The organism is Ruegeria sp. R8_1 (genome assembly GCF_017743815.1).
Taxonomy (GTDB): Bacteria; Pseudomonadota; Alphaproteobacteria; order Rhodobacterales; family Rhodobacteraceae; genus Ruegeria; species Ruegeria lacuscaerulensis_A.
Genome location: NZ_JAGHRL010000003.1, coordinates 548,099 through 560,553, shown reverse-complemented (window position 1 = coordinate 560,553; position 12,455 = coordinate 548,099). Strand labels below are relative to the sequence as shown.

Genomic DNA, 12,455 nt, shown 5'->3' with positions numbered 1-12,455 from the left:
CCGCATGGGCGTTATGATTGCCGGGGTTTACCACGTGGACGACCCCGCCCCCGACACATCGCTTGACGGCGCATACCGTCGTCAGGCGTCGTCCATCCGCAACGCTCTGCCCGACGGCCCGTTCGGGCCGGGGCGGTTTCACCTGTATGCCGCGTGGAATTGCCCTTGGGCACACCGGGTCCTGCTGACCCGCGCCGTCAAGGGGTTGGAGGATGTGATCACGGTCGCCTATGCTCGCCCGCGTCGCACGCCGGACGGTTGGGTTTACGACACCGAAGGGGAATATGCTGACCCTCTATTCGGCGTTTCCGCGCTGCATCAGGCTTATGAAAAGGTAGATCCCGCCTATACCGGGCGCATCACCGTGCCTTTGCTGTGGGATCGCGCCGAAAACCGCGCGGTGTCCAATGAATCCGCCGATCTCGTGCGTATGCTGGGCACGTTGGAAGGCTATGGCCCCAATCTGGCCCCGCCAGACAAGCTGGATCAGATCGACGCTTGGAACGCCAAAATCTACCCGCGCCTGAACAATGGCGTCTATCGCGCCGGGTTCGCCCGCACGCAGGAGGCGTATGAGGCCGGTTTCCACGACGTCTTCACCATGCTGGACGAGATCGAGGCCCATCTGGCCACCAATCGATACCTGTGCGGCGACGATCTGACCGAGGCCGACCTGCGCCTGTTCCCGACTCTGGCGCGGTTCGATGTGGCCTATCACTATGCCTTCCGCTGCAATTTGCGGCGTCTGGTGGATTATCCACATCTTTGGGGCTATGCGCGGGATTTGTATTCTCGACCGGAAATTGCCCGGACAGTGAAGCCCGATATCTACAAGGCCGGGTATTTCTCACCTTCCGAGCTGCGAAACCCGCTGGGGATCGTGCCGTTGGGGCCATTTGTCGACTGGAGCGCGCCTCAGGACCGGGCGGCGTTGTCCTCTGCGACATCTTGACCATTTGGTCGGCGCATGCGTAGAGAGGCAGATCAACGGGGAAACTAAATGTTCGCATATATCGTTCGAAGGATGTTCCAATCCGTGATCGTGCTTTTGGTCGTGGGTCTGGTCGCTTTTTCCATGTTCCGATTTGTCGGCGATCCGATCGACAACATGCTGGGGCAAGAGCGCACCCAGGCCGATATCGACCGGCTTAGGGGCGAGCTTGGGTTGGATAAGCCCTTCCCGGTCCAGTATTTCAAGTTCCTGCAAGGGGCCGTTCAAGGCAATTTTGGCGTCTCTTACCGTCAGGGTCGCCCGGTCTCGACCATCATAGCAGAACGCGCGCCTGCGACGCTGGAACTGGCCTTTGTATCGGGCTTTCTGGCAATCACGATTGGAATTGCGCTGGGCGTTTTCACCGCCATCCGACGACAAGGGATCGCGGCGAATGTGATTATGACCGTCAGTTTGATTGGGGTTTCGTTGCCGACCTTCCTGATCGGGATTTTGCTGATCTATATCTTCTCGGTCGAACTTGACCTTCTTCCCAGCTTCGGGAGGGGCGAAACCGTTATGATTGGGAACTGGTCTACGGGCTTTTTGACCTCGTCTGGCCTTAAGGCGTTGATCCTGCCTGCGATCACGCTGGGCCTCTATCAGATGACGCTGATCATGCGGCTTGTGCGGTCCGAGATGCTGGAAGTGTTGCGCGCCGATTACGTCCGGTTCGCCCGCGCCCGTGGGTTGTCTGATCGGGTAATCAACTTCCGCCACGCGCTGAAAAACACCATGGTTCCGGTGATCACGATTACGGGTCTGCAGTTGGGCTCGATCATCGCCTTCGCCATCATCACCGAGACGGTGTTCCAGTGGCCCGGCGTTGGCCTGCTGTTCATCAACGCGATCCAGTTTGTCGATATCCCTGTCATGGCCGCCTATCTGATGCTGATTTCGGTCATGTTCGTGACGATCAACCTGATTGTCGATCTTCTTTACTATGCCATTGACCCGCGCCTGCGTGTCGACGCGAGGGCCACATGACCGATATTCTTGATACCCCCAAAGCGCCGGAAAAGTCGCGACTCGCCAAATTTTGGGACAGCGATTTCGCGTGGTCTTTTCGGCATTCGCCTGTGGCTATTATCGCGACTCTGGTTGTGGCCATTCTGGTGCTTTCGGCGATCTTTGCGCCGCTGATCGCGCCCTATAATCCGTTCGATCCGTCCTCGCTGAACCTGATGAACGGGTTCACGCCGCCCGGTACACCCAACGCCTTTACGCAGGAGACCTTCCTGCTGGGCACCGATGATCAGGGGCGCGACGTGTTCTCGACCATCCTGTACGGGATGCGCGTTTCCCTGTTCGTGGGCGCATCTGCCGTGTTGTTGGCCTTGATCATCGGCATCGTTCTTGGGCTGGTCGCGGCCTATTTCGGCGGCTGGATTGAAACACTGATCATGCGGGTCGCCGATGTACAGCTGACTTTCCCGGCCATTCTGGTTGCCATGTTGATCTTTGGTATCGCCAAAGGCGTAACTCCACCGGAATACCGCGATGAGATGGCGATCTACGTCCTGATCGTCGCCATTGCGCTTTCCGACTGGGTCCAGTTCGCCCGTGTTGTGCGTGGTGCGGCGTTGGTCGAGAAAAACAAGGAATATGTTCAGGCCGCTCGCCTGATCGGTCGTGGGTCCTTCCCGATCATGTTCCGTCACATCCTGCCCAATGTCCTAAGCCCGGTTCTTGTGATCGCCACGATCTCGCTGGCTTTGGCGATCATTGCCGAAGCGACACTCAGCTTCCTCGGCGTGGGCGCCCCACCGACCCAGCCTTCTCTGGGGACACTGATCCGTATCGGGCAGGGCTTCCTGTTCTCGGGTGAGTGGTGGATTCTGTTCTTCCCGGCCTGCACCCTTCTGGCGCTGGCCTTGTCTGTGAACCTGCTGGGCGACTGGCTGCGCGACGCGCTGAACCCCAAGCTGCGGTGATTTCATGAGCCTTCTGACGATCAATGACCTGACGGTCGAATTCCCGACCCGCCGCCAACTGTTCACCGCCGTGGACCATGTGGACCTGTCGGTGGAACCCGGCGAAATCCACGGGCTTGTGGGTGAATCCGGGGCCGGTAAATCCACCATCGGTGCGGCCATCATGGGCCTTCTGGATCGCCCCGGACGTATCGCCAGCGGTACGATCAAGCTGCGCGGTGATCAGATCAGCGGTATCGACGCGGACGCAATGCGGGGGTTGCGTGGCAAAAAGATCTCGATGATCTTTCAGGATCCGCTGACCTCGCTGAACCCGCTGTTCACCGTGCGCGAGCAACTGGTTGAGACGATTCAGGCCCATCTGGGCGGCTCGGATGCCGAGGCCAACAAACGCGCCCGCGATCTGATCGACCGCGTGGGTATCCCTGACCCCGATACACGGCTGGATCAGTACCCGCACCAGTTCTCGGGCGGGATGCGGCAGCGTGTTGTGATCGCTCTGGCGTTGTGTACCGAGCCGGACGTGATCATCGCGGATGAGCCGACCACGGCGCTGGACGTGTCCGTTCAGGCGCAGATTCTGGACCTGATCAAGGAACTGGCGACCGAGCGGCAGGTAGGGGTTATCCTGATCACCCACGACATGGGCGTGATTGCCGACACCACCGACAAGGTGACGGTGATGTATGCGGGCAAAGTGGTCGAAAGCGGCCCGACGTCTCAGGTCATGGGCCAGCCGACCCACGAATACACCAAATCCCTGATCGCCGCCGTGCCGCGCCCGACGCTCAAACTGCATCGCTTTCCGCAAATCAGCTATGGCGGGCGTGAGACCCGCTTTGCGATCGAAGACATGGCCCGCCACTGGCCCAAAGTGGACAATGACACCAGCAAGCCGGTGTTTGAAATCCGCAACCTGACCAAGAGGTTCCTGCAAAAGCGCGGACTTCTGCCGTGGGACCGCACCTATTTCACCGCTGTGGACGATGTCAGCTTTGATATCCGCGCCGGTGAGGTGTTTGGCGTTGTGGGTGAGTCCGGCTCGGGCAAATCCACCGTCGCGCGGATGATTGCGGGGCTTTACCCTGTTGATGGCGGCACGATCACCTTCGAAGGGCAGACGGTCAGCGATCTGACCAACAAGGCCGCGCTGGATGCCTATCGCAAGAACATCCAGATGATCTTTCAGGACCCGTATTCCTCACTCAATCCCCGGATGCGGGTGGATGAGATCGTGGCAGAGCCGATCCGCCATCACAAACTGATGGACGGGGCCGATATCAAGCGCCGTGTGGATGAATTGCTGGATCAGGTTGGGCTGGGTCATGAGGCCGGGCTGAAGTATCCGCATGAATTCTCGGGCGGTCAGCGTCAGCGGATTTCCATTGCCCGCGCGCTTGCCACGCAGCCGCGCTTCCTGATCTGTGACGAACCGACCAGCGCGCTGGACGTGTCTATTCAGGCCCAAATCCTGAACATCCTGAAGGACCTGCAGGAGCATCTGGGCCTGACCCTGCTGTTCATCAGCCATGACCTGCCGGTCGTGCGCCAGATGTGCGACCGGGTCGCCGTGATGAAACAGGGCAAGGTGGTTGAACTGCAAGAGACCAACGATCTGTTTGCCAATCCGCAGACTGAATATGCAAGCGAACTGCTGCGGCTGATGCCCAAACTTGATGACCTCTCCACCGAAGGGCTGAGCCCCGAGGCATAAAGACCACAATCCGACCCGCCCGGTACATCAGACCCTGAAGGGTTTGTCGTGCCGTGGGGAGGTGTCGTGATGATAAATCACATGTCAGATTTCTGACAGCGGGCATGTCATACAAAAAAGCTATGATGCATATCCTAAAGAAGTAAATCTCAATACAGTGACCGGGCCAAACCGCTTTTCAAAAAGGCCTTGCCCGATGACTTCATTGCCCCGCCCGCAACTTGGTGAGCCTTACTTGCTGACACCAGGCCCTCTGACGACCTCATATACCGTGAAACAAGCGATGCTGCGCGACTGGGGTAGCTGGGATAGCGACTTCCGCGCAATGACGGCCGAATTGCGCGCGCGGCTGCTGAGCCTGCTGGGCGACGGGCACGATGCATATGATTGCGTTCCGATGCAGGGCTCGGGCAGTTTTGCGGTCGAGGCGATGCTGACCTCATTCATCCCGCAAGATGGCAAGGCGCTGGTGCTGGCCAACGGGGCCTACGGCAAACGGGCGGCGCAGACGCTCGACTATGCCGGGCGGGCCTGTGTTGTTTTGGACAAGGGCGACTATCTGCCGCCGCGTGGGGTCGAAGTGTCACAAATTCTGGCTGATGATCCGGCGATCACCCATGTGGTTGCAATCCATTGCGAGACCAGTTCAGGTATTCTGAACCCTCTGCACGAGATTTCACAGGCCACCGAAGCGGCGGGCCGCAAGCTGTTGATCGACAGTATGTCGGCTTTTGGTGCGATCCCGCTGTCCCCCAGCGAATATACGTTCGAGGCGATGGTTTCCTCTGCCAATAAATGCATCGAAGGCGTACCGGGTTTTGGTTTTGTGTTGGCCCGCAAAACGGCGCTGGCCTCGGCCAACGGGAATTGCCCCTCGCTCAGTCTTGACCTGTACGCGCAATGGGACGCGATGGAGAAAACCGGGCAGTGGCGCTTTACCCCACCGACTCATGTGGTTGCCGCCTTTCTGCAAGCATTGAACGAACACGCGGCCGAGGGTGGCGTGGCCGGGCGCGGCGCGCGTTATGCGGAGAACCGCGATGTGATGGTCGCGGGGATGCGCGCGCTGGGGTTTGAAACCCTGCTGCCGGATGCGTGGTTGTCGCCCATCATCGTGACATTCTTTTGCCCTGCCGATCCGCGTTTCGAATTTACGCGGTTCTATGATCTGATGAAGGAGCAAGGCTTTATCATCTATCCCGGTAAACTGACCGAGGTGGACAGTTTCCGCATCGGCTGCATTGGCCGCATGGATGCCGAGGTCATGCGCGCTGTTGTGGCGGCGGCGGATCATGCGCTGAAACAGATGGGGGTGCGTAGCGCCGCACCACCTGCAGCGGCAATCGCATCACGGATGGCGCAAGTCGGATAAATGACGGAAGTACCGTCAAAATGACGGCATAATCGATAATATCGTCAAGATTGCCCCTGCGGACCGAACAGGCGTGCCTTCATACTTTCCCAAAACGAAAGAGGAGGCGCGTTTTGAGCTGGAAAATTTGTGTCATCGGAGCAGGCAAGATCGGTCAGATGATCGCGGCCCTGCTGAAGTCATCATCCAACTACTCGCTCACCGTGGCCGACCGCGATCTTGTGGCGCTGTCGGTACTGAACCGACAAGGTATTTCCACACGGCAGATTGACGTCGCCGATGCGGTGCAACTGACCAAGGGGTTGGATGGGTTCGACGCGGTGATCTCGGCCGCGCCTTTCTTTCTGACTCCGCAGATCGCCAAGGCGGCCAAGGATGCCGGCGCGCATTACTTTGACCTGACCGAGGATGTGGCCGCCACCAATGCCGTGCGCGATCTGGCCGAAGGCAGCGAAACCGCCTTCATGCCGCAATGCGGTCTGGCACCGGGGTTTGTCGGCATCGCCGGGGCTGCACTGGCGGCGGAATTCGACACGTTGGACAGCCTGCATATGCGGGTGGGGGCGTTGCCTCTGTTCCCGACCAACGCGCTGAAATACAACCTGACATGGTCCACCGACGGGCTGATTAACGAATACTGCAACCCTTGCGATGCGATCGTGAATGGTGAGCGGGTCAAGACCGCGCCGTTGGAGGACTACGAACTGCTGGGCCATGACGGGGTGGAATATGAGTGTTTCAACACCTCGGGCGGCTTGGGCACATTGCCCGAAACGCTGGACGGCAAGGCGCGGGCGGTGTCCTATCGCTCGATCCGGTATCCCGGACATTGCGATATCCTGAAACTGCTGCTCAAGGATCTAGGGCTGGAACGTCGGCGCGATCTGCTCAAGGATATTTTCGAGACCGCCCTTCCGCGTACGGATCAGGACGTAGTGCTGGTTTATTGCACTGCCAAAGGCCAGATCGACGGCGCACTGCGCGAGAAATCCCTGATCAACAAAAGCTATGCCCGCACCATCAACGGACAGACTTGGAGTGCGATTCAAGTCACCACCGCCGCCGGTGTTCTGGGCGTGGTCGATCTGATGCGCACCGGTGCGCTGCCTGCCAAGGGCTTTGTCCGGCAGGAACACGTGGCCCTGTCCGATTTCCTGAACACCGAATTTGGCCAGCTTTACCGCGCTGGCGATGCAACCCAACAGAACAAGGCGGCCTGAGATATGAAAGACATCGTGATGACTGCGCAAACCACCCTCGCCAATCTGGACCTGACGGTCGCAGAACTGACCGGCGGCTCGCTAGCCGTGCATTCGCCCATCGACGGCAGCCTGCTGGCCGAGGTGCATGAAACCCCGGCGGGCGACATGGGCACCGTCTTTGCCAATGCCAAAACGGCGTTCAAGGCGTGGCGCACCGTACCCGCCCCGCGCCGGGGCGAATTGATCCGTCTGCTGGGCGAGGAACTGCGCGCCGCCAAGGACGACCTGGGCGCGCTGGTCAGTTGGGAGGCCGGCAAGATCACGTCCGAAGGACTGGGCGAAGTGCAAGAGATGATCGACATCTGCGACTTTGCCGTCGGCCTGTCGCGGCAGTTATACGGTCTCACCATTGCGTCCGAGCGCCCCGGCCACCGGATGATGGAGACGTGGCACCCGGCGGGGCCGGTCGGCGTCATCTCGGCCTTCAACTTCCCGGTTGCGGTCTGGTCGTGGAATGCCGCGATTGCGCTGGTTTGCGGCGACACGGTGATCTGGAAACCGTCCGAAAAGACGCCTCTGACCGCGATGGCCTGCCAGAAGATCTTTGAACGCGCACTGGCCCGGTTTGGCGATGCGCCCGACCATCTGCTGCAAACCCTGATCGGTGGCGCCGCTCTGGGCGAGGCGCTGGTGGCCAGCGAGAATGTGCCGGTGATCTCGGCCACCGGCTCGACCCGGATGGGTCGCGCGGTTGCCCCTGTGGTGGCATCCCGCTTTGGCAAGTGCATTCTGGAACTGGGTGGCAATAACGCGATGATCGTCGGCCCCTCGGCCGATCTGGAAATGGCAGTGCGGGCGATAGTGTTTTCTGCCGTGGGCACTGCGGGTCAACGTTGCACCACGCTGCGCCGCCTGATCGTACATAACTCAATCCGCGAGGAACTGGTGGGCCGGCTGAAAAAAGCCTATGCCGGTCTGCCCATCGGCAACCCGCTAACTGAGGGCACGCTGATAGGCCCGCTGGTCGATGAGGCCTCGGGCGCGGCCATGACGGCCGCGCTGAAAGCCGCCGAGGCCGAAGGTGGCGCAGTGTTCGGCGGCCAGCGCGTGACCGAGGGCGTGCCGGATGGCGTCTATATGCAGCCCGCCATTGTCGAGATGCCCGGCCAGACGGCCACGGTAAAGACCGAGACCTTTGCGCCGATCCTCTATGTGATGGGTTACGACGATTTCGATGACGCCATCGAGATTCAAAACGACGTGCCACAAGGTCTGTCGTCCTGCGTATTCACCCTGAACATGCGCGAGGCTGAACAGTTCCTGACCGCAGCCGGATCGGATTGCGGCATCGCGAACGTCAATATCGGGCCGTCTGGGGCCGAGATCGGCGGAGCCTTCGGCGGCGAGAAAGAGACCGGCGGTGGGCGCGAAAGCGGATCGGACGCGTGGAAAGCCTATATGCGACGGCAGACCAATACGGTGAATTACTCGGCTGAATTGCCTCTGGCACAGGGCGTGAAGTTCGACATCTGAACAAGCAGCCCGGCGGCGCACAACAGCGCCGCCGGATCAATCCGCGAAAAGGTAATCCAGCTGCATGATCGCTTGTGCCTTTTCTTTCGATACACGCAGAAACCGGGCAACCGCAGCCTCGTTCTCGGCCCGCGAATTTGTCTCGCGCAAGCGTGTGTATTCATCAAGTGCGGCGTTTCTGATCAGTTCGGATTCATAGGCTAACGCATTGCGCAGCGTCGGCACTAATGGCGCAACAGTGTCCGCGGGGCTGTCCGCCCCGGCCAATCCGACACGTCGGGCATGACCGATCAGGTAGTCGTCAGAATACTGACAGTCTATCTCTAACACGTGGGTTTTGGCTTGATCGGCGCAGAAATCATTGATGATGTCCAGGTTGGCCGGATCGACGCACAAAACCAGAGCATCACTTTCAAAGCTTTCATACAGCATCCGCACGACGGCACGCCGGTGGCGCGACCGTTTCAACACTGTTGTTTCTATACCGCCCAAATCGGGTAATAGGGTATCGTCTTCGTTGAACAGGTATTCGACGCAAGGAATATCCGTTTCCGAGGCGATTTGGTCGACAAGGCGCTTGGCGACATGCCACTTTTTGCACACGACCACGAACAGTTCGCGCTCGGACCCCAGAGTATTGCTGGCTTCCCAGAAGCGTTGCCCATGTCGGCGCCCAACACGGCCACGCCCTGTCAGAAAGCTATAGAGGTTGCGCCCTTCGTTCGAGATCGGGAAATCAACGCCCTTGGTTGCATAAAGTCGGCCCAAACGTTCTTTCAGCTCGTGAGCCTCGGGGCTGATTTTGCGGGCGAACAGGTAATCCTGACCCAACAACATGTCATAGTGATCGTTGTAAAACGTGACCGGCATCCCATAGTCCGAGAACATCAGGAAGGTAGGGGTGCGGTTGTCGATCTCTTCTTTTGGCACAAGATGGCGCACAAGCGTTTGAAAAAACGTCTCGTCCGGAATCCAGGTGGTTGAGAAAAACCGTTTCACGTCCGGCCTCTGGCGTAGGAACTCCAGGATCATCTCGATCGTGCGGCGGCGCAGGCACCACCATTGGCTGCCGATCATCACCTGAATATCCGCTGGAACCTCGCGGGTCAGGCCAAAGCGTTTCTGCAATTCATATGAAGTGTAGAAGGGCCAGCTTTGGGTGCGTTCGTTGAAGAAATGGCGATAGATCAGCCGGTCTTCCTTCATCCCGGTTTTGATCCAATTGCTTTCGAAGAAATCGTGGCTTTCCACGATATCCATGTCGCGCTCGGCCAGAAAACGATGCGTGTATTCCGCTGTCTTGATGGCCATGCAATCGCCGGACAGCATGTAGAAATGCGTGGCCCGGGGAAACGCATGCACCGCAGCCTGCAACGCGTACAGTGTCGCCTGAACCAGGGACCACTCCCCCCAACCGCACTTGATCCGCTTGGCGGCAAAGGTCACATTCGGATTGTCTTTCAACGCATCCTGTATGCGTTGAAACGCCACCGCATCGGCGCGGGCATCAAAGTGTATAGACATACAGTCACCGGCCGCAGTCAGCTGTTCGGCCTGCGATATGATTGCGTCCGGATCTTTATGACACAGAAGGATATAGGCAATGCGCGCCATGTTGGTTCATTGTTTCCCATTTTCGCCCGGTGCCACCCGTGATACTGAGGATGAACGATTGAATAAACAGAATATTTTTGGTTTTTTGCTATGAAATGCGAGTGCGGCAAACCGCATAGGAGGCTTGCAGATGGGTTTTCCCGGAACATGGATGACCGAGAGTGAAAGCATGGTGTACCGTGTGGTACCGAAATGCGCCTGCTCGACCATTGGGCAGATCATGTATTATTCGGATCACGGCCAGTTTTTTGACGGTGACATCCATGACGCCAAGGATGGGATGCACAAATGGGCTTTTGACGGCAGCCAGGGGCCGATCTCGGATAATGTCCAGTCTCATGCATCTTACGCGTTCACCTGCGTGCGCAATCCGTACACACGGATTCTCAGTTCGTTTTTCGACAAGATCTGCGGGATTCAGCGCAACGGAAAACGGTATCGCGGGAACCTGGTGCCGACGCTGATCTATAATTACGGGATCGAAGTTGGCGGCGATGATGGCAAGGGTGAGTTCGACCAGATCGCCAGCTTCCGTAGGTTTCTGCTGTTTGCGCGTGATACGATCCGTTGGCGCAGGCCGATGGACCCCGATATTCACTGGTCGGCCATGTCAGGTCATGTCTCGACCTTTATCGTCAACGGCGGGCGGTATGATCGGATTTTCTGGACCGAAGCGTTCAATGACGGAATGCAGGATGTTCTGAACCACCTGGACACGCCGCACGGTGTGGACCTGTCCCAGATCCCGCGCTTCAACGAATCCGAAGGGCATGGCCCCAAGCGGGCGCACCCGGTCGAGGACTACTTCGACGATCTTTCGATGCATCTGGTCTACGAAATCTACAAACAGGATTTCGAGCTGTTCAAATACGATTTCGAGAACCCGGCCAACAAGATGCCAATCGGCGAGATTGATCTGGACGAGGTCCACGCCAAACTGGGGGATTGAGGGGCAGTAGGCGCATTAATAAGATTTGAAAGGACCTATATTGAAACCAGCTTTGATTGCATTAATGCTGTGTATTTTGGGATCGATTGAAGCTGCGGCGGGAGACTTGCGCGCGCAGCGGTTTGAATTCAAACAGGCCGTCGACCGCACATTCGTGGACACAGGTAGCTGCGTTCCGGAACGGGCTTTACTTCGGTCTGGGAAAATACACGCCGTCGGATTTCTTGGCCGTCGTGAACCGGGCGACGAACTAACTGTTGAGATCAAAAAAGACCAAGAGCCAATTCACCTTATTCTATATACCACCCAAGAGATTATTTGGAATTTGTCGGTTGAACCCGGCGCACAAGTTGAAACTGTATATACCGTTGGGCCAGTTCCTTCTGCCGTAGTCAACGTACCTGACCATACATTAGTTTACAGTATCGGTTACGGAGAAAACAACCGACCGTCACGTGAGTGTATTCCTGTTGACGAAACCGCATCGGGTCTAGCAAAAGCTCTTTTTAGGTATGACTGGCTACCTGCCAACCACTTTGAATTGGAAGCAGCCGTCAAAGCTTACGCTGACCAAGAGATAATCCATAGAGTATTGATTGAACCTGATACGGATATTGGAATTGTCTCGATCAATTCTTCTTTGAAGTCGTGGCGCACCCGAAAGGCAGGCGAGGCGGTTTTACGTTATGTTCGCTTGCCTCAAAACGAAAGAACTTCAGGCGAAATTATCACTGTCCCCAGCAGTTTATCCTCTTCAGGCATTCAAGATTGGTTGTTGGATTCCGGTGCAGCGACAATTGCTGGTGACGATATCCTTGAGATTATGTGCTTGCGGGAGGAAGCTGAGTATTGGGCTGTCGGGGTAACTAACCTTTCGGTGCGACAATGGTGCACAACACGCGCATGGTGGGAAAGCAGTCCGCAATTGGTTTTGACAAAGTCAATAGACTTTGGCGACGCATACATATGCGAAAACGGTTCTCTTATAAAGCTGTATGTGCCGGACCGAATTGAAATAAAAGGAAAATTTACAAATTGCGATATATCAATTGTGAAGTTTGACTAATAAAAATAGTTCGGGCGCCGCATACCTTAGTAAATTGGCGATTTGAGCCGGGAGTAATAAAGCTTCCGTTGATGATGTCC

10 protein-coding genes are annotated in these 12,455 nt (G+C 57.6%); 9 read left to right on the top strand and 1 reads right to left on the bottom strand.

The genetic code is table 11. From position 1 onward, the window contains the following. Positions 1-4: 4 nt before the first annotated feature. From J7380_RS10110 to J7380_RS10080, 7 genes are all read left to right on the top strand, one after another. On the top strand, positions 5-952 hold the full coding sequence (locus J7380_RS10110) for a glutathione S-transferase C-terminal domain-containing protein (protein ID WP_209195608.1): 948 nt from the start codon (positions 5-7) through the stop codon (positions 950-952). A 48-nt stretch (positions 953-1,000) separates the two neighbouring features. After that, positions 1,001-1,978 carry an ABC transporter permease gene (locus J7380_RS10105; RefSeq protein WP_209195607.1) on the top strand — a complete coding sequence of 326 codons (978 nt, stop codon included), beginning with the start codon at positions 1,001-1,003 and terminating at the stop codon, positions 1,976-1,978. Next, complete coding sequence (locus tag J7380_RS10100) at positions 1,975-2,925, top strand: ABC transporter permease (protein ID WP_209195606.1); 951 nt, start codon at positions 1,975-1,977, stop codon at positions 2,923-2,925. Before J7380_RS10105 ends, J7380_RS10100 begins: the two co-directional genes overlap by 4 nt. Positions 2,926-2,929: 4 nt before the next feature. Beyond that, complete coding sequence (locus tag J7380_RS10095; RefSeq protein WP_209195605.1) at positions 2,930-4,639, top strand: ABC transporter ATP-binding protein; 1,710 nt, start codon at positions 2,930-2,932, stop codon at positions 4,637-4,639. A 196-nt stretch (positions 4,640-4,835) separates the two neighbouring features. After that, positions 4,836-6,011, top strand: a complete 1,176-nt coding sequence (locus tag J7380_RS10090) for a 2-aminoethylphosphonate--pyruvate transaminase (protein ID WP_209195604.1) — start codon at positions 4,836-4,838, stop codon at positions 6,009-6,011. 56 nt (positions 6,012-6,067) lie between these two features. Further along, positions 6,068-7,231 carry a saccharopine dehydrogenase NADP-binding domain-containing protein gene (locus tag J7380_RS10085; RefSeq protein ID WP_348539092.1) on the top strand — a complete coding sequence of 388 codons (1,164 nt, stop codon included), beginning with the start codon at positions 6,068-6,070 and terminating at the stop codon, positions 7,229-7,231. Positions 7,232-7,234: 3 nt separating this feature from the next. Next, the gene (locus J7380_RS10080) at positions 7,235-8,746 is read left to right on the top strand and encodes an aldehyde dehydrogenase family protein (protein WP_209195602.1); all 1,512 of its coding nucleotides are present in this window, start codon (positions 7,235-7,237) and stop codon (positions 8,744-8,746) included. A gap of 36 nt (positions 8,747-8,782) precedes the next feature. Here the strand turns inward: J7380_RS10080 and J7380_RS10075 are convergent, their stop codons facing one another. Next, on the bottom strand, positions 8,783-10,360 hold the full coding sequence (locus J7380_RS10075) for a DUF5928 domain-containing protein (protein WP_209195601.1): 1,578 nt from the start codon (positions 10,358-10,360) through the stop codon (positions 8,783-8,785). A 130-nt stretch (positions 10,361-10,490) separates the two neighbouring features. Between J7380_RS10075 and J7380_RS10070 the strand changes: the two genes are divergently transcribed. Then, positions 10,491-11,309 (top strand): sulfotransferase family protein, encoded by an 819-nt coding sequence (locus J7380_RS10070; protein WP_209195600.1) that lies wholly within the window; start codon positions 10,491-10,493, stop codon positions 11,307-11,309. Positions 11,310-11,349: 40 nt separating this feature from the next. Then, on the top strand, positions 11,350-12,375 hold the full coding sequence (locus J7380_RS10065; protein ID WP_209195599.1) for a hypothetical protein: 1,026 nt from the start codon (positions 11,350-11,352) through the stop codon (positions 12,373-12,375). The last annotated feature ends 80 nt before the right edge of the window (positions 12,376-12,455 follow it).